The organism is Kitasatospora sp. NPDC051705, assembly GCF_044453265.1.
Lineage (GTDB): Bacteria > Actinomycetota > Actinomycetes > Streptomycetales > Streptomycetaceae > Kitasatospora.
The window spans coordinates 294,067-310,821 of record NZ_JBITCO010000004.1; the positions used below are offsets into that span (position 1 = coordinate 294,067).

At 74.5% G+C, this 16,755-nt stretch carries 20 protein-coding genes and 1 pseudogene; 7 read left to right on the forward strand and 14 right to left on the reverse strand.

Annotated elements, in window-relative coordinates:
- Positions 1 to 120: 120 nt before the first annotated feature.
- The 4 genes from hpt to dacB form a co-directional block, all read right to left on the reverse strand.
- Entirely contained in the window at positions 121 to 675 is a 555-nt protein-coding gene (gene hpt / locus ACIA8Q_RS07905; RefSeq protein ID WP_030059589.1) for a hypoxanthine phosphoribosyltransferase, read from the reverse strand.
- A gap of 70 nt (positions 676 to 745) precedes the next feature.
- The gene (tilS, locus tag ACIA8Q_RS07910; RefSeq protein ID WP_396316900.1) at positions 746 to 1,873 is read right to left on the reverse strand and encodes a tRNA lysidine(34) synthetase TilS; all 1,128 of its coding nucleotides are present in this window, start codon (positions 1,871 to 1,873) and stop codon (positions 746 to 748) included.
- Between the two features lie 300 nt (positions 1,874 to 2,173).
- Positions 2,174 to 3,352, reverse strand: coding sequence for a zinc-dependent metalloprotease (locus tag ACIA8Q_RS07915; RefSeq protein ID WP_387907468.1), 1,179 nt, complete (start codon positions 3,350 to 3,352; stop codon positions 2,174 to 2,176).
- Between the two features lie 70 nt (positions 3,353 to 3,422).
- Positions 3,423 to 5,078, reverse strand: a complete 1,656-nt coding sequence (gene dacB, locus ACIA8Q_RS07920) for a D-alanyl-D-alanine carboxypeptidase/D-alanyl-D-alanine-endopeptidase (protein WP_396316901.1) — start codon at positions 5,076 to 5,078, stop codon at positions 3,423 to 3,425.
- 97 nt (positions 5,079 to 5,175) lie between these two features.
- Between dacB and ACIA8Q_RS07925 the strand changes: the two genes are divergently transcribed.
- On the forward strand, positions 5,176 to 5,667 hold the full coding sequence (locus ACIA8Q_RS07925) for an inorganic diphosphatase (protein ID WP_030244505.1): 492 nt from the start codon (positions 5,176 to 5,178) through the stop codon (positions 5,665 to 5,667).
- Between the two features lie 202 nt (positions 5,668 to 5,869).
- Entirely contained in the window at positions 5,870 to 6,538 is a 669-nt protein-coding gene (locus ACIA8Q_RS07930; protein WP_387907463.1) for a heme oxygenase (biliverdin-producing), read from the forward strand.
- Between the two features lie 87 nt (positions 6,539 to 6,625).
- On the opposite strand, the gene ACIA8Q_RS07935 is transcribed toward ACIA8Q_RS07930, so the two are convergent.
- On the reverse strand, positions 6,626 to 6,793 hold the full coding sequence (locus tag ACIA8Q_RS07935) for a hypothetical protein (RefSeq protein WP_396316902.1): 168 nt from the start codon (positions 6,791 to 6,793) through the stop codon (positions 6,626 to 6,628).
- Between ACIA8Q_RS07935 and ACIA8Q_RS07940 the strand changes: the two are divergent.
- The 3 genes and pseudogenes from ACIA8Q_RS07940 to ACIA8Q_RS07950 form a co-directional block, all read left to right on the forward strand.
- Positions 6,794 to 7,177: pseudogene (locus ACIA8Q_RS07940) on the forward strand (ABC transporter substrate-binding protein); the annotation flags it as partial.
- A gap of 56 nt (positions 7,178 to 7,233) precedes the next feature.
- Complete coding sequence (locus ACIA8Q_RS07945; protein WP_387907492.1) at positions 7,234 to 8,244, forward strand: FecCD family ABC transporter permease; 1,011 nt, start codon at positions 7,234 to 7,236, stop codon at positions 8,242 to 8,244.
- Positions 8,241 to 9,056, forward strand: a complete 816-nt coding sequence (locus tag ACIA8Q_RS07950; protein ID WP_396316903.1) for a heme ABC transporter ATP-binding protein — start codon at positions 8,241 to 8,243, stop codon at positions 9,054 to 9,056. Before ACIA8Q_RS07945 ends, ACIA8Q_RS07950 begins: the two co-directional genes overlap by 4 nt.
- Before the next feature lie 6 nt (positions 9,057 to 9,062).
- Here ACIA8Q_RS07950 and ACIA8Q_RS07955 read toward each other — a convergent pair whose 3' ends face one another.
- From ACIA8Q_RS07955 to ACIA8Q_RS07965, 3 genes are all read right to left on the reverse strand, one after another.
- On the reverse strand, positions 9,063 to 9,272 hold the full coding sequence (locus tag ACIA8Q_RS07955; protein ID WP_360215035.1) for a dodecin: 210 nt from the start codon (positions 9,270 to 9,272) through the stop codon (positions 9,063 to 9,065).
- A gap of 209 nt (positions 9,273 to 9,481) precedes the next feature.
- Complete coding sequence (locus tag ACIA8Q_RS07960; protein ID WP_396316904.1) at positions 9,482 to 10,441, reverse strand: asparaginase; 960 nt, start codon at positions 10,439 to 10,441, stop codon at positions 9,482 to 9,484.
- A 71-nt stretch (positions 10,442 to 10,512) separates the two neighbouring features.
- A complete protein-coding gene (locus ACIA8Q_RS07965; protein WP_360215029.1) occupies positions 10,513 to 11,139 on the reverse strand; it encodes an ABC transporter substrate-binding protein in 627 nt (208 codons plus the stop codon).
- A 519-nt stretch (positions 11,140 to 11,658) separates the two neighbouring features.
- Here ACIA8Q_RS07965 and dtd point away from each other — a divergent pair.
- Positions 11,659 to 12,099: a D-aminoacyl-tRNA deacylase gene (gene dtd / locus ACIA8Q_RS07970; RefSeq protein ID WP_360215026.1), complete on the forward strand. Its 441-nt coding sequence runs from the start codon at positions 11,659 to 11,661 to the stop codon at positions 12,097 to 12,099.
- A 41-nt stretch (positions 12,100 to 12,140) separates the two neighbouring features.
- On the opposite strand, the gene ACIA8Q_RS07975 is transcribed toward dtd, so the two are convergent.
- The 3 genes from ACIA8Q_RS07975 to ACIA8Q_RS07985 all read right to left on the reverse strand — a co-directional run bounded on the left by ACIA8Q_RS07975 (position 12,141) and on the right by ACIA8Q_RS07985 (position 14,357).
- Positions 12,141 to 13,103, reverse strand: coding sequence for a folate-binding protein (locus tag ACIA8Q_RS07975; protein WP_360215023.1), 963 nt, complete (start codon positions 13,101 to 13,103; stop codon positions 12,141 to 12,143).
- A gap of 72 nt (positions 13,104 to 13,175) precedes the next feature.
- A complete protein-coding gene (locus tag ACIA8Q_RS07980) occupies positions 13,176 to 13,652 on the reverse strand; it encodes a Fur family transcriptional regulator (protein ID WP_360215020.1) in 477 nt (158 codons plus the stop codon).
- 120 nt (positions 13,653 to 13,772) lie between these two features.
- Positions 13,773 to 14,357: an FABP family protein gene (locus ACIA8Q_RS07985; RefSeq protein ID WP_360215017.1), complete on the reverse strand. Its 585-nt coding sequence runs from the start codon at positions 14,355 to 14,357 to the stop codon at positions 13,773 to 13,775.
- 350 nt (positions 14,358 to 14,707) lie between these two features.
- Here ACIA8Q_RS07985 and ACIA8Q_RS07990 point away from each other — a divergent pair, with 350 nt between their 5' ends.
- On the forward strand, positions 14,708 to 15,070 hold the full coding sequence (locus tag ACIA8Q_RS07990) for a DsrE family protein (RefSeq protein ID WP_360215014.1): 363 nt from the start codon (positions 14,708 to 14,710) through the stop codon (positions 15,068 to 15,070).
- A 27-nt stretch (positions 15,071 to 15,097) separates the two neighbouring features.
- On the opposite strand, the gene ACIA8Q_RS07995 is transcribed toward ACIA8Q_RS07990, so the two are convergent.
- The 3 genes from ACIA8Q_RS07995 to ACIA8Q_RS08005 form a co-directional block, all read right to left on the reverse strand.
- Positions 15,098 to 15,334, reverse strand: coding sequence for a hypothetical protein (locus tag ACIA8Q_RS07995; protein ID WP_360215112.1), 237 nt, complete (start codon positions 15,332 to 15,334; stop codon positions 15,098 to 15,100).
- A gap of 98 nt (positions 15,335 to 15,432) precedes the next feature.
- Entirely contained in the window at positions 15,433 to 15,723 is a 291-nt protein-coding gene (locus tag ACIA8Q_RS08000; RefSeq protein WP_030059605.1) for a DUF1416 domain-containing protein, read from the reverse strand.
- Between the two features lie 38 nt (positions 15,724 to 15,761).
- Entirely contained in the window at positions 15,762 to 16,598 is an 837-nt protein-coding gene (locus tag ACIA8Q_RS08005) for a sulfurtransferase (protein WP_360215011.1), read from the reverse strand.
- Positions 16,599 to 16,755 lie beyond the last annotated feature (157 nt).

The window sequence follows — 16,755 nt, forward strand, 5'->3', positions numbered from 1 at the left end:
ACCGTACCGCAGTCGCGCCCGCCGGTGGCGGGAGCGCAGCGACACAGCTTCGTTCTTTGTCCGCCCGGTCCAACGGGCGGGAACCACCTGCTGTTCCCACCCGTAGCCCGAACGGGGTTCTCAGCCCCCGTAGACGTGCGGGGCGAGGGTCCCGATGAAGGGCAGGTTACGCAGCTTCTCCGCGTAGTCCAGGCCGTAGCCGACCACGAACTCGTTCGGGATGTCGAAACCGACGTACTTCACGTCGATCTCGACCTTGGCCGCGTCCGGCTTGCGCAGCAGCGTGCAGACCTCGAGCGAGGCCGGGCCGCGCGAGCCCAGGTTGCCCAGCAGCCAGGACAGCGTCAGACCGGAGTCGATGATGTCCTCGACGATCAGGACGTCCCGGCCAGCGATGTCGGTGTCCAGGTCCTTCAGGATGCGCACCACGCCGGAGGACTTGGTGCCCATGCCGTAGGACGACACCGCCATCCAGTCCATGGTGACCTGCGAGTGCAGGGCGCGGGCGAGGTCGGCCATGACCATCACGGCCCCCTTGAGGACGCCGACGATCAGCAGGTCCTTGCCTGCATAGTCCCGGTCGATGCGCTCGGCCAGCTCCAGGAGCTTGGCGTCGATCTCGTCCTTGCTGATGAGCACCTTCGCGAGGTCAGCGCCCATGTCGTTCTGGTCCACCGGGGATACGTCCTCAAACGTTCGGGGTCTGTGTGGCCGGCGGCCGGCCACCCCGGGGCATGCCAGCCCGTCAGTCGCCCTGCCGCCGAAAGACCAGCGTGCCACACCTGCGGGTGGCCTCGACGCCCCCGGGTAGGTGCAACGGCCCCTGGCCGCGCCATCCGGTGACCAGCAGGTCGATCGTCTCGAGGTGCCGCGCGAACAGGTCGCCGGCCGGGCAGCCCGCCCGGAGCGCGGCCCGGCGCAGCACCCGGCGGCGGACGGCGGGCGGCAGTTCGGCGAGTTTCACGGCGTCCAGGGTGCCTTCCCCGGTCCGGAGGTCGCGTTCGGCCAGGGAGGCCCACTGGTCGAGGGCGTCCGCGTCGTCGCGGAACAGCCGCGCCGTCCGGGCCAGCGCCTCGACCACGCCGCCGCCCAGGTGCTTCTCCAGCACCGGCAGCACCTCGTGGCGGACCCGGGAGCGGGTGTAGGCGGGGTCACAGTTGTGCGGGTCGTCCCAGACCGGGATCGCCTGGGCGGAGCAGGCCTGCCGGGTCGCCGCCCGGTCGAGCTCCAGCAGCGGGCGGCGGTAGCGGCCCTTCTGCGCGGGCATGCCGGCCAGCGAGCGCGCGCCGGAGCCGCGGGCCAGGCCCAGCAGCACCGTCTCGGCCTGGTCGTCGCGGGTGTGGCCGAGCAGGACGGCGATCGCGCCGAGCCGCTCGGCGGCCTCGTCCAGGGCCGCGTAGCGGGCGTCCCGGGCGGCCGCCTCCGGGCCGCCGGCCCGGCCGACGTCGACCGGGATCGCCTCGACCGGGTCGAGGCCGAGCGATCGCAGCCGTTCGGCGACCTGGGCGGCCCGGTCGGCGGAGCCGGCCTGCAGACCGTGGTCGACGGTGACGGCGCCGACCCGCAGGCCGATCTTGGGGGCCTCGAAGGCGGCGGCGATGGCCAGCGCCATCGAGTCGGCGCCGCCGCTGACGGCGACCAGCACCAGCGGCGAGCCGGGGGCGGCCGGGGTCCGGGGCAGTCCGGAGGGGTGGCGGGCGGCGTTGCCGATCAGGGTGGTGCCGACGGCGGCGCCCACCAGCGGCGCGCCGGCGGGGCGCTCGCGGGGCTCGCGCACGGGCGCGGTGAAGGTGGTGCCGGCCTCGGCGGCGAGGTCGGTGAGCGTGCGGCGGACGGCCAGGCGTATCGCGGCGACGGCGGGGTGTGGTCCCACGGCGGACGGCTCCTCGGCGGAGGGGACAGGACGACGGTTCGCGCGGCCGGGCCGCGCCCCCGTGTGAGCACCCTGTTACCGGGCGCTCACAGATGGTGGCAGAAAGTGGCGGCCCGCTACGCCACCCGCGCCACCGGTACGACCACCGTCCCACGTTCGGGTGAATGGAGAAACGTATCTTCTCCCTCCCGTTGCCCGATTGGACCACTCGTACGAGCGGGTTTGACCGCCTCGCGCCCACCCTGCGCCACCCCGCGCCCGGCTAGCGGCGGGGTCCGTCGCCGCCGCGGCCGGCCGCCGTCAGCGCGCGACCCGGGCGACCCAGGCGGCCGGGTCGTGGATCTCCTCCTTGGTCGGGAGCGTGTTCGGGGACGTCCAGACCCGGTTGAAGCCCTCCATGCCGACCTGCTCCACCACCCCGCGCACGAACACCGCGCCGTCCTGGTACTGCCGCAGCTTGGCGTCCATCCCGAGCAGCCGGCGCAGCACCAGGTCCAGCCGGTTCGCCCCGCGGTCGCGGCGCTGCTGGAACTTCTCCCGGATCTCCGCCACCGTCGGCACCACCGCCGGGCCGACCCCGTCCATCACCACGTCGGCGTGGCCCTCCAGCAGCGACATCACCGCCGTCAGCCGGCCCAGGATCTCGCGCTGCGCGGGCGACTGGACGATCTCCATCAACCCGGCGGACGGCGCGCCCTCCCGGCCCCCGGCCCCCTGCGGGCCGCCGCCGCCCAGCGAGCCCGCCGCGTCCCGCAGCCGGTCCAGCAGCGCACCCGGGTCGACGTCCGTCTCGGCCAGGAAGGACTGCACCTCGGACTGGATGTGGTCGCGCAGCCACGGCACCGCGGTGAACTGGGTCCGGTGCGTCTCCTCGTGCAGGCACACCCAGAGCCGGAAGTCGGACGGGTCGACGTCCAGCTCCCGCTCCACGTGGACGATGTTCGGCGCCACCAGCAGCAGCCGGCCCGGCCCGGGGCCCTCCGGCCCCAGCCGCGGCTTGTCGAACAGCGCGGCGGGGCTGTCCGGCGCCTCCAGGGACGGCTCCGCCGGGGCGAAGGTCTCGTACTGGCCGAGCACCTTGGTGGAGAGGAACGCCAGCAGCGCGCCCACCTCGATCCCGGTGGCCTTCTCGCCCACCGTGCCGAACACGCCCGCCGTCGGACTGCTCGCCCGGCGCGCCTGGAGCTTGTCCACCAGCGGCTGGACCACCGTCCGGAAGCCCGCGACGTTCGCCCGCACCCAGCCCGGGCGGTCCACCACCAGCACCGGTGTCGCGGCGGCCGCCGCGAGGCTGCTCGACCGCATCCCGGTGAAGGCCCGGACGTGCTCCTCGGCCTCCAGCGCGTGCCGGCGCAGCTCGGCGACCACCGCCGCGGCCTCGGCCCGGCTCACCTCCGGCCCCGGCCGCACCAACCTGGTCGCGGTTGCGACCGCGAGATTCCAGTCGACCATGCCAGCACCGCCACTCGCGCTCGTCATGCCCTCACCGTACGTGCTCGCACCCGTCAACGGCAGCCACCCGCCGAACCCGGACCCGGCCCGGGGCCGGTCAGTGGCAGCCGCAGGCGGAGAGTCGGGCGGCGATGCGGTCCATGGCGGCGCGGGCGGTGTCGACGGGGGCGGTGGTGCGGGTCATCACGGCGAAGGCCAGCAGGCGGCCGTCGGCGTCCACCACCGTGCCGGCCAGGGTGTTGACGCCGCTGAGGGTGCCGGTCTTGGCTCGGATCAGACCGGCCGCGTCGGCGGAGCCCGAGCCGGAGCCGTAGCGCTTGCCGAGGGTGCCCGTGAAGCCCGCGATCGGCAGGCCGGTGAGGACCGGGCGCAGGGCCGGGTGCTGCTCGGAGGCCGCCAGCGCGAGCAGCCGGACCAGGACGGCCGGCGGGACGGTGTTGCCGGGGTGCAGGCCGCTGCCGTCGTTGAGCGCGACGCCCGTCATCGGCACGCCGAGCCTGGCGAGCTCCTGGGTGACGGCGGTGGCGGCGCCCTCGAAACCGGCGGGCTGGTGCGCGGCGACGGCGACCTGACGGGCCATCGCCTCGGCGAGCTGGTTGTCGGAGGTGGTGAGCAGCCGCTCGACCAGCCGGGCGACGGTCGGCGAGTCCACCCGGCCGAGGACGGCCGCACCGGGGGCGGCCGGGGCGGCGGCGGCCCTGGCCTTGCCCTCCACGGCCACGCCCTGGGCCCTGAGCAGCGCGGCGAAGGCCTCGGCCGCCTGCCCGGCGGGGTCGGCGACCCGGGCCGGCGCCTCCTCACGGCTCCTGGGGTCGACCTTGCCCTCGTCGAGCATCAACGGGACGACCAGGGCGATGTTCTGTCCGTCGTGGTTCTTGTGCTGCGGGCTGCCCGTGTACATCGACAGGTCGTAGTCCAGGTGCACGCTCGTGGTGCCGGCGGCCTTCAGGGCGGCGGCGGTCTGCCGGGCGAGGGCGTCGAGCGAGGCCGGCGCGGTGTCGGCGTCGGCGGCCTGGCCGCCGATCTGCACCTGGTCGGCGGGCAGCGCGGTGAGCGTCGGGTCCCCGCCGCCGACCAGGGTGACGGTGCCGGCGTCGGCGCCCCTGACCACCCTGGTGCTCAGCCGGGTGTCACCGGGGATCAGCGACAGCGCCGCGATCGAGGTGGCCAGCTTGGTGGTGGAGGCGGGCGTGGCGGGGACGTTCTCGCCGGAGCCGTAGAGGAGCCGGCCGTCGGCGGCGTCGGCCACCGCGAAGGTGACGGTGCCGAGGTTCCGGTCGGCGAGGGCGCCGGCGAGGGCCTGCTGGAGGCCCTGGGAGGTGGGGACGGCGGCGTCCGCACCGGCCTCCACGGAGGCCAGGACGGCGCCCTGGGCGGGAGCCGGGCGCGCGGCCGGGGCGGTGGCGCCGCCCGGGCTCGCGGTGGCGCTCGTGGCGCCGGGGGTGCCGGGCGTGCCTGGGGCTCCGGGGGCGCCGGTGGTGCCCGCGGGACCCCGCGCCCCCTGAGTGGCCGTCGTGGCGGGCGGATCGGCCGGACGGGTGGTCGGACCGTCACCCGGCCTGGACGTGGCGGGCCCCTTGCCGTGGTCGCCCTTGCGGCCGCCGTCCCGGTCGTCGTCCTCCCCCCGGTCGGAGCTGTGGCCGCTCGCCGACGGCGAGGGCTGCGCGTGCGCCCCACCCGAGGTCAGCACCGTTGCGACGACCAGCAGCGCCGCCCCGAACAGCCCCGCGGCCCTCCCCCTGCGGCGGTGCACCGCCCCGCCCCCTGCTCCCACCGACCGGCCCCTTTCCTGAGCACTCACTCCCGTAGGAGACACTTGGATTCTGTCAGTCCCTACCTTGGAGGAACCGTTGGAGTTCGACGTCCTTATCGAAATCCCGAAGGGCTCTCGTAACAAGTACGAGGTCGACCACGAGACCGGCCGTCTGCGGCTCGACCGGATGCTCTTCACCTCGACCCGCTACCCGGCCGACTACGGCTACGTCGAGGGCACGCTCGGCGAGGACGGCGACCCGCTGGACGCCCTGGTCATCCTGGACGAGCCGACCTTCCCGGGTTGCCTCATCAAGTGCCGCGCCATCGGCATGTTCCAGATGACCGACGAGGCCGGCGGCGACGACAAGCTGCTGTGCGTCCCGGCGACCGACCCGCGCTGGGAGCACCTGCGGGACATCCACCACGTGTCGGAGTTCGACCGCCTGGAGATCCAGCACTTCTTCGAGGTCTACAAGGACCTGGAGCCCGGCAAGTCCGTCGAGGGTGCCAACTGGGTCGGCCGCGCCGAGGCCGAGGCCGAGGTCACCGCTTCGATCAAGCGCCTGGCGGAGCAGGGCGGCCACTGAGCCGTCGTTCCGATCTCGTTCGATCAGGGCGTTCGAGACAGGTCGGGGCAGTCGGAGGCCGGGGTCCGCGGATTCGTCCGCAGGGCCCCGGCCTTCGCCGTGTCCGGGTGCGCCCGGTCTTGCCGACACCCCGTCGGCATCATGGCAGATTAGGTTAGGCTAACCAAAATAGTCGGGGCCTGATCCGATCCCTGGAGGCCGCATGCCCACGCCCGAGCCCGTCCCGTTCTCGACCGTGCTCCGCACCGCCAGCAGCGAGGAGCACGAGGCCGCGGAGCAGTCCTCGTTCATGAGCCGACTGCTCGGCGGGCAGCTCGGCGTCGAGGCCTACGCCGACCTCACCGGACAGCTCTGGTACGTCTACCGGGCCCTGGAGAGCCGCGCCGGACAGCTCGCCGAACACCCGCTGACCGGCCCCTTCATCGACCGGGCCCTGCTGCGCACCGCCGCCGTCGAACGCGACCTGGAGCACCTGCGCGGCCCCCGCTGGCGGGACGGGCTGGAGCCGCTGCCCGCCACCGCGGCGTACGCGGCGCGGGTCGCGGAACTGGCCGAGGACTGGCCCGCCGGCTACCTCGCGCACCACTACACCCGCTACCTGGGGGACCTGTCCGGCGGTCAGATCATCCGCGGCATCGCCGAGCGGACCTGGGGCTTCGAGCGCAAGGGCGACGGCGTGCGGTTCTACGTCTTCGAGGAGGTCGACAACCCGGCCGCCTTCAAGCGCGACTACCGGGCCCGGCTGGACGCGGCCGGCGCGGCGATGGACGAGGTCGAGCGCCGCCGGGTGGTCGAGGAGTGCAAGCGCGCCTTCGTGCTCAACGGCGCGGTCTTCCGGGACCTGGACACCCGCTACCCGCTGAGCGCCTGACCGCGCCACCGGCGCGACCGGCGCCACCGACGGAACGGCCCCGGCGAGCAGCTGCTCGCCGGGGCCGTCGCGCGTCCCGGGGGTGCGTCAGGACCGCGCGCCGCGGCGGCCGCGCACCAGGGCGGTGGCACTGCCGCCGACCAGCAGCAGACCGGCCGCGGTGGCCAGCAGCGGGACGACCGGGGTGTCCGCGCCGGTGGCGGCCAGCGTGGCGCCCGAGCCGCCGGAGGTCAGCGAGGCGCCGCCGGCCGGCACCCCAAGGTCGCCTTCCTCTACCTGCGCGGCAGCGCCTCCGTCTACCTGCTCGGCGGGCCCGCCTCCGGCGCCGGCTCGCTGATCGAGGCGGTCGGCGGCACGGACGCCGGCACCGCGGCCGGCCTCACCGGCGACTTCACCCCGCTCACCAGCGAGGCCCTGGTCAAGGCCGCGCCCGACGCGATCCTGGTGATGAGCAAGGGCCTGGAGTCGGTCGGCGGCGTCGACGGCCTGCTCAAGCTCCCCGGCGTCGCCCAGACCCCGGCCGGACTCGACCGCCGGATCGTCTCGATCGAGGACGGCCAACTGCTCAGCTACGGCCCGCGCACCCCCCGGGTGCTGCGCGAGATCACCGCCCAGCTCTACCCGGGCGACGCCAAGTGACCACCGCCGTACGGGAGACGGGCCTCCCGACACCCCGCACGCGCAACCGCGCGCCGCTGCTCGTGACCGCGCTCGCCGCTGCCCTGGTGCTCTGCGCCCTGCTCGCGGCCGGCGTCGGCGCCTACCGCATCCCGCTCGGCGACATCCTCGCCTCCGGCGCCCACCGGCTCGGGCTCGGCGGCCACGCGCTGGACCGGGTGCCCGAGTCGGTGCTGTGGAACGTCCGGCTGCCCCGGGTGGTGCTCGCCCTGCTGGTCGGCGCCTCGCTCGGCTGCGCCGGAGCGCTGATGCAGGGCGTGTTCGGCAACCCGCTCGCCGAACCCGCGGTGATCGGCGTCTCCTCGGGCGGCGCGGTCGGCGCGGTCGCCTGCATCGTGCTCGGCCTCGACGCCTTCGGGGCGTGGACGGCCAGTGCGGCGGCCTTCGCCGCCGGCCTGGTGACGGTCTTCGGGGTGTACCTGCTCGCCCGGTCCGGCGGGCGCACCGAGGTCGTCACGCTGATCCTCACCGGGGTCGCCGTCAACGCCTTCTGCGGCGCGCTGATCGGGCTCCTGCTGTTCACCGCCGACTCCGCCGCGATCAGCCAGGTCACCTTCTGGCAGCTCGGCTCGCTCTCCCAGGCCACCTGGGGCAAGGTCCTCGCCGTCCTGCCCTTCGCCGCGGCCGGGCTCGCCGTCGCGCCCCTGTACGCCCGCCGGCTGGACCTGCTGGCCCTCGGCGAGCGCCCGGCCCGCCACCTCGGGGTGGACGTCGAGCGGATGCGGCTGGTGCTGATCACCGTGGTCGCGCTGCTCACCGCCGCGGCCGTCGCGGTCAGCGGCATCATCGGCTTCGTCGGGCTGGTCGTCCCGCACCTGCTGCGGATGCTGGCCGGGCCGGGACACCGCTTCCTGCTGCCCGCCTCGGCCCTCGGCGGCGCCCTGGTGCTGGTGGCCGCCGACCTGGCCGCCCGGACCCTCGCCGCACCGGCCGAACTGCCGCTCGGCGTGCTCACCGCGCTGATCGGCAGCCCGTTCTTCTTCTGGCTGCTGCGCAGGACCAGGACCAGGCAGGGAGGCTGGGCGTGAGACTGCGCACCCACCGGAGGACGCCCGCACGACCGCCGCTCGGCACGGCACTGCTGACCGCCGAGGCCGTCCGGCTGCAGGCCGGCGGCCGCGACCTGCTGGCCGGCGCCGCGGTCCGGGTCGCGGCGGGCGAGGTGGGCGCCCTGCTCGGGCCGAACGGCGCCGGCAAGTCCACCCTGCTGTCCGTGCTGGCCGGGGACGTCCGGCCGGACGGCGGCGAGGTCCGGCTGCTCGACCGCCCGCTCGCCGACTACGGCGCCGCCGAACTCGCCCTGCACCGGGCGCTGCTGCCGCAGTCCGCCGAGCTGTCCTTCCCGTTCCCGGCCGGCGAGGTGGTCCGGATGGGCCGCGCCCCGTGGGCCGGCACGACGGCCGCCGCCGAGGACGGGGCGGTGGTCGCCGAGGCGATGGCGGCCACCGAGTCGACCGCCTTCGCCGGGCGCCCGTTCACCGCCCTGTCCGGCGGCGAGCGGGCCCGGGTGGCACTGGCCCGGGTGCTGGCCCAGCGCGCGCCGCTGCTCCTCCTGGACGAGCCGACCGCCGCCCTCGACCTGCGCCACCAGGAGCTGGTGCTGCGGATCGCCCGGGAGCGCGCCGCCGCCGGGGACGGCGTGGTCGTGGTGCTCCACGACCTGTCCCTGGCGGCGGCCCACGCGGACCGGGTGGTGCTGCTGGCGAACGGGGCGACGGTCGCGGACGGACCGGTCGCCGAGGTGCTGCGCGCACCGCTGCTCAGCGAGGTGTACGGCCATCCGGTCGAGGTGCTGGCGCACCCGCGCACCGGCGTGCCGCTGGTGCTCCCCGAGCGCTGACCGCGGTCAGTCCTCCAGCCGGAAGCCGAGCTTCAGACCGACCTGGAAGTGCTTCACCCGGCCGTCCTCCAGGTGCCCCCGGACCTGCGTCACCTCGAACCAGTCGAGGTTGCGCAGCGTCCGGGACGCCCGCTCCACCCCGTTGCGGATCGCGGCGTCGACGCTCTCGGTCGAGGACCCGACGATCTCGGTCACCCGGTACACGTGGTCAGTCATGACGGACTCCCTCAGCTGTGCGACGGCCCCCGGTCCACCGTGCACCGCACCCGGTCCGCCCGCACGCCGACGGCCGCCACCGGCGTCCGGCGGGCGTCCGGGCGGGCGTCCCGGGGGCGTCCGGGCGGGCGTCCTGCACCACCGGCCGACCGGGGCGGCGACGGGCGTGCCCCGGCGTCGCCCCGCAGACGCGGGTTTGAAGACAGACCCTAGAACGCCGCCCGCACTTCGCCGACCGGAACGCCGCCGCCCAGCAGCGGGGCCGCGCCGATCCGCTCGACGGCCTCGTCCGCGCCGGTCACCCCGAGACGGCGCAGCGCGGCCGCCAGCACCGGGCCGCGGGCCCGCTCGCCACCGTCGTCGATCTTGAAGGCGAGTGCCCGTCCGTCCGGCAGCGCCACCACCTGGACGGCCTCGGCGCCCATCTTGGAGAGCGCCCCGGGGACGGCCCGCATCAGCCAGGTGTCGGCCCGGCGGGTGCCGGCCACGTACTCGGGGTGGGCGCGCATCGCGTCGGCCACCCGGCGCTGTGCGGTGCCCTCGGCGGCCAGCAGCAGTCCGCGGTAGGCGCGGGCCAGGCCGGTCAGCGTGACGGCCAGCAGCGGGGCGCCGCAGCCGTCCACGCCGGCGTGCGCGGTGGTCTCGCCGGTGCCCTCCTCCAGGGCCTCGCGGGCCAGCCGCTGGATCGGGTGCCCGGGGTCGAGGTAGCCCTCGGTGTCCCAGCCGTTGGCGACGCAGGCGGCCAGCCAGCCGGCGTGCTTGCCGGAGCAGTCCATCAGGATCGGGGCGCGCAGGCCGCCGGATCCGAGAAGCAGTTCCGCCTCGGTCTCGTCCAGCGGCAGGTCGGCCGGGGTGCGCAGGGCGGACTCGTCCAGGCCCGCGGAGCCGAGGATGCTCCGGACCCCGTCCAGGTGAAACGATTCTGCAGAGTGGCTGGAGGCCGCCAGCGCCAGCAGCGCCCCCTCCAGCTCCAGCCCGGCCCGCAGCGTGGCCACGGCCTGGAACGGCTTGGCCGTCGACCGGGGGAAGACCGGCGCACCGGGGTCGCCGAGCGCGAACTCGACCGAGCCGTCGGCGGCGAGCAGCACCAGCGAGCCGTGGTGCCGGCCCTCGGTGAAGCCCGAGCGTATGACCTCGGCGAGCACGGGAGGGGTGGCGGACTGGGACATGGCGGAGGCCTTCCGGGGGCGGGGGTGGACCGGGTCGGGCCGGGCCCACCCGCCCCTGGCGCCTCACCCGGTCAGAGCGGCCCTCCTGCGAGCAGGTCGTCGACCCGTGCTTCCCCATCACGGTACCTGCGGGTGATCTCGGCATTGCAACCGTCGGCCGTCCGCAGCAGGCGGTTGCGGCGCCCGGACACCTCGCGCTCGTGCGCGCGCAGCCGCTCCAGCGCGGCCAGCAGGTCCTCGGCCGGGTGCGCGGCCAGGTCGGCCAGCTGGACGTCCCCCATCAGCGCGTCCGCCTCCAGCTGCGACTCGTGGGTGCGCGGCGGCCGGAGCGTGACGTGCCGGGCCGAGCGCCGCACGGTGGAGGGCGCGTCGGTCAGGATGGCCGGGAGGCGGTCCAGCAGGTCGCCGGGGAGGCCTCCGGCGCCCTCGGGACCCGCCGCGCGGACCGCACCGGGCCGGCGGTCGAGCTCGGCGCGCAGGATGTCCATCCGGCCGTGCAGCAGCCGCCGCAGGTAGGAGAGGTCGGCCTCCTGCTCCATCGTCTCCCGGCGCAGCACCCTCAGCTGGTCCAGGCCCAGCCGTTCCAGCTGCGGCTCCGGCACCACCCCCGGCACCCCTGGGCCCGCGCCGTCCCCGACCACCTCGACCACCTCGACCACCCGCCCGGACCGGTCCCACGCAGCGCTGCTCGCGTCCATCCACCATCACCTGCCGTCGTCCGATCCCGCCCGCTCGCGGCACCCCGTCCCTGCCGCCCGCCCGGCCCGTCCCTCGACGGGCTCGCGCGTCCCGTCCGTTGGCACGCCCGGCCACCCCCCGGGGGTTCCGGGTCCCGGCCGGAACCACCCGCCGGGGCGACACCGCCAGAACGCCTGACCCATCGGCTCGGCCACCCGGCCGAACCCGGCCCGGTGCGGCGGACCATGTGGCGCGCCGGGCCCTCCGTACGGTCCCCCAGCGTGCCACCCCGCCCGGCGCGGGCGCACCGCCCGTGCACCCGAACGGCCCCCTGGCGAACGGGGGTGGCTGATACGACCGGGACTTTCCGCAGGAAGCGCGGCGCCCGACCCCGCGCAGGCGTGCACCACCCAGCGCGCGCCACCCTCATGCACGCCCCTTCGCGGCGCCCGGCCCGGCGCCCTTCGCGGCGGCCCGGGAGCGACCGGGAGCGACCGGGGGCGGTCGGACGGCTCCGGGCGCTCCGGCACAATGGCGGCATGCGAGCAGTGGTGCAGCGAGTGACCGAGGCCCGGGTGACGGTGGCCGGAGAGACCGTCGGCGCGATCGAGGGGCCCGGACTCTGCGTCCTGGTCGGCGCGACCCACGACGACACCCCGGCCAAGGCCGCCCAGCTGGCCCGCAAGCTGTGGACGCTGCGGCTGCTCCCCGCGAACGAGGAGGGCGTCGAACAGAGCTGCTCCGACCTCGGCGCCCCGCTGCTGGTGATCAGCCAGTTCACCCTCTACGGTGACGCCCGCAAGGGCCGCCGGCCCACCTGGAACGCCGCCGCCCCCGGCCCCGTCGCCGAGCCGCTGGTGGACGAGGTGGTCGCCCGGCTGCGCGAGCTCGGCGCCAAGGTCGAGACCGGCCGGTTCGGCGCCGACATGCAGGTGGCGCTGGTGAACGACGGCCCGTTCACCGTCCTCGTCGAGGTCTGACCCGCCGCCCGGCAGCCAGCGGCCCCAAGCGGGCCCTGCGGCTACTGCGGGACGATCACGTCCTGCGTCGCCGGCACCGTCCCGGCCAGCAGCACCGCGTCCACCGGGACGTTCCGCTTGACGACCGCCAGCGCGATCGGCCCCAGCTCGTGGTGCCGCGCCGAGGAGGTGACGACGCCCAGCGCGCGCCCGTCCGGCTCGGTGGCCAGCCGCACCTCCGTCCCGTGCGGGGGCAGCGTCTCCTCGGTGCCGTCCAGGTGCAGGAAGACCAGCCGGCGCGGCGGGCGCCCCAGGTTGTGCACCCGGGCGACCGTCTCCTGCCCGCGGTAGCAGCCCTTCTGCAGGTGGACGGCGGTGCGCAGCCAGTCCACCTCGTGCGGGATGGTCCGGTGGTCGGTCTCGAAGCCCAGCCGCGGGCGGTGGCCCTCGATCCGCAGCGCCTCGTACGCCCAGACCCCCGCCGCCGGGCCGTACCCCGCGGTCAGCTTCTCCAGCTCGGCGCGCGGCACGAACAGGTCACGGCCGTAGGGGAGTTCGCGCACCGCGGCGGCGCCCTCGGCGGAGGCCACGGAGCCCTCCGGCAGGTGCACCACGGCGTACTCGGCGGTCGCGTCGGCGACCTCCACCCGGTAGAAGAACCGCATGCTCTCCAGGTAGCCCCGCAGCGCCGCCCCGGTCCCCGGCTCGACGTGCACCCAGGTGGTGGCGCCGTCGTCGACGAGGTAGAGCGCGTGCTCGACGTGCCCGTTCGGGGAGAGCACCAGCGCCTCCGTGGCCTGCTGCGGGGCCAGCTCGCTGACGTGCTGGGTAAGCAGCAGGTGCAGCCAGGAGAGCCGGTCGTCGCCGGTGACGGTGAGCACGTCCCGGTGCGAGAGGTCCACGAAGCCGGTGCCCTGCGCGAGGTTGCGCTGCTCGCGGAAGATGTCGCCGTAGTGGGCGGCGACGCCCTCGTCGGGTCCCTCGGCGGGAACGGCTCCGGGCAGGCTCAGCAGCGGGCTCTTCATACCGGCCAGCTTAGGGCCTGCCCATGCGGTCCCGGCCGGGCCCTCGGTCCCGGTCCCGCCCGTCCGCCGGTCCTAGGACCGGCCCGGGGAGCCGCCCTCGGCGAGCTTGGCGGTGCAGTCGGCGCAGCGGCCGAAGATGGCGAAGTGCTTGAGGTCGGTGTCGAAGCCGTGCTGCTCGCGCAGGCTCCGGATCAGCGGCTCGGCGATCTCGGTGCCGGTCTCGGTGACCCGGTCGCAGTCCCGGCAGACCAGGTGCAGGTGGTGGTGGCGGCCGGCCAGGTGGTAGGTCGGTGCGCCGTGCCCGAGGTGGGCGTGCGAGACCAGGCCGAGCTCCTCCAGCAGCTCCAGCGTCCGGTAGACGGTGGAGATGTTGATGCCGCTGGCGGTCCGCCGGACGTGGCCGAGGATGTCGTCGGGGGTGGCGTGGTCGAGGACGTCGACGGCCTCGAGCACGAGCTGCCGCTGCGGCGTCAGCCGGTAGCCGCGTTCGCGCAGGTCGGCCTTCCAGTCGCCGGAGAGCTGCCAGTCGGTGGTGCCGGTGTCCGCCACGGTGCTGTCCCTGCCAAGTCGGGGGTCCTGAGGCAAGTGTAGGGACCGGCCGCGGGGCCGGTCCCTACTCCTGCGAAGCCGTTCCCGGGCGGACCCGAGGTCCGCCCGGCCGCGCCGCGCCTACTTGAAGAAGGCGATGCCGTCGTCCGGCAGGTCGTTGATGTCCTTGATCAGCTGGGCCGGGCTGAGCACCTTCTTCAGCTGGGCGGACATGTACGGGCGCAGCGGCACGTTCGGGGCGGCCTTCTCGCCGACCCAGAGCAGCTCCTCGTTGACGAAGCCGTACAGCCGCTTGCCGCCCGAGTACTCCGGCGAGCCCTCGATGCGGGCCACCGCGTCGGTGGAGACGTCGATCTGCGGCTTGCCGTCGGCCAGCTCGCCGTACCAGATCTCGACGGTGCCGTCGTCCCGGACGGAGGAGATCTCGATCCCGCGGGCACCGCTGGTGCCGTCGGGGTTGCTGGTGATGCGCCAGAACGCGTGCTCGTTCTCCAGCGGGCGGACCTTCTCGCCCTCGTTGTTCAGCACCCAGGTGCGGGAGCGGAACTCGAGGAAGGCCCGGCCGTCGTGCCGGATCACGATCTCCTGGCCGAAGTTGCACTTCTCCGTGCCCGGGAAGTCATAGACGCCCGCGCCCTCCCAGGTGCCGAGGAGGAAGGCGAGCGGGACGACGTCCTTGTGGAGGTCAGAGGGGATCTCGATCATGTTCCTGGTCGCTGTCGTCGGTGTGGGACTGCCTCAACCGTACGGCAGGGGTCAGCGCTGGCCCTGGTAGAGCTTCATCACCGAGAAGATGGCGAACCAGGTGATCAGCACGGCCATGAGGGCCAGCAGACCGTCGAAGAACATTTCCAGACCGGACACGGGGGGCTCCCAGGCGGCGACAGTGTGGTGGATTTTGCTGCCGCTCACTCTATCCGCCGGTCATCGGCGGGTCGCGGTGAGCCCCACCACGTCGCCGTTTCGCGCCCCCGCGCTCCGGCGCCGCCCAAGGTTTGTCCAAGGGATCCCGGGATGACGGCGAGCGGGGGCCGCCGGACCTCTAAGGTGGCGCCATGTCGAAGAAACTCGTCATCAAGGTCACCGCCGGGGCGGATGCGCCGGAGCGGTGCTCGCAGGCGTTCACGGTGGCGGCGGTGGCCGTCGCCAGCGGGATCGAGGTCTCGCTCTGGCTGACCGGGGAGTCCTCCTGGTTCGCCCTCCCGGGGCGGGCGAAGGAGTTCGAGCTGCCGCACGCGGCGCCGCTGCCGGACCTGCTGGACTCGATCCTGGCGGCCGGTTCGGTGACGCTGTGCACCCAGTGCGCGGTGCGGCGCGGGATCGAGCAGAAGGACACCCTCGACGGCGTCCGGATCGCGGGCGCGCAGGTCTTCGTCAGCGAGATCATGGCCGACGGCGTCCAGGCGCTCGTCTACTGACGGCGTCCGCCGCCCGCCGGACGGGCGCTAGCCGCGTTCCTCGTGGTCGGGGCGGTCCCGGTCGTGGCCGGGGTCGTCCCACTTCGGGTCGTCCCAGCGCGGGTCGTTCCACCAGTCGTCGTCCGGGTCGCGCTTGTTGGCGAACACCGCGGCGGCCGGCGGGATGACCATGGCGACCACGCACATGCCGATCGCGGCCCCCACCGAGAAGAACCGCACCACGCCCCAGGCCAGCACGAAGAGGCCCAGGCACACGCCCATCATGGCGAAGTAGAACCGCCGCCGCCGTCTCGCCTGCACGTCTCCACGGTACGACCGGGGGGCCCGCCGCGGCAGGCCCCCCGCTGTGTCGTCCGTCCGCGTCAGACCGCGATCGCGACCTCGACGGCGGTGCCCTGGGAGGCCACCACCTGGCGGTCCACGGTCTGGCCCGGCACCAGCGCGCGCAGGGTCCACTTGCCCGGGCGGGCGAAGAACCGGAACTGTCCGGTCGCCGAGGTGGGCACCTCGGCCGTGAATTCGCCGCCCTCGTCCAGCAGCCGGACGTAGCCGTTGACCGGCTCACCGTCGCGGGTCACCGAACCCTGGATGATCGTCTCGTTCGCCACGTCAACTCCTGCCAGGTCCGGGCCGCCGGCCTTCGCACCGCACATGTCTGTGTTCCCTTCTGACTTACGGTCGAGCCGGAGGCTCAGTTGCTGCCGAGCTCGATCGGCACGCCGACCAGGCTGCCGTACTCGGTCCACGAACCGTCGTAGTTCTTGACGTTCTCCTGGCCGAGCAGCTCGTGCAGCACGAACCAGGTGAGCGCGGAGCGCTCACCGATGCGGCAGTAGGCGATGGTGTCCTTCGCCAGGTCGATGCCCTCGGCCTCGTACAGGGCCTTGAGCTCGTCGTCGCTCTTGAAGGTGCCGTCGTCGTTGGCGTTCTTGGCCCACGGGATGTTGCGGGCGCTCGGCACGTGGCCGGGGCGCTGCGACTGCTCCTGCGGGAGGTGGGCCGGGGCGAGCAGCTTGCCGGAGAACTCGTCGGGCGAGCGGACGTCGACCAGGTTCAGGGTGCCGATGGCGGCGATCACGTCGTCGCGGAAGGCGCGGATCGAGGAGTCGACGGCCTGGGCCCGGTACTCGGTGGCCGGGCGGGCCGGCACCTCGGAGACCAGGTCGCGGGAGTCCAGCTCCCACTTCTTGCGGCCGCCGTCCAGCAGGCGGACGTCGCCGTGGCCGTACAGCTTGAAGTACCAGTAGGCGTAGGAGGCGAACCAGTTGTTGTTGCCGCCGTAGAGCACGACGGTGTCGTCGTTGGCGATGCCCTTGGCGCTGAGCAGCGCCTCGAAGCCGGCCTGGTCGATGAAGTCGCGGCGGACCGGGTCCTGGAGGTCCTGCTTCCAGTCGATCCGGACGGCGTTGCGGATGTGGTTCTTGTCGTACGCGGAGGTGTCCTCGTCGACCTCGACGATGACGACCTTCGGGTCGTCCAGGCGGGCCTGGACCCAGTCGGCGTCGACCAGGACGTCGCTGCGGCTCATGGTGGTGTTCTCCATCCGAGGGCGGTTTGCGGAAGGTGCTGCTCAGGAGTGCTGCGGGGTGCCGGGACGACTACGGTCCGAATTCCTGTCCGAATGATGGGACGGGGAGGGCAGTCCGGGGCGACCGGGCGGGGAGGGGCACGGCGTGGCGGCGACG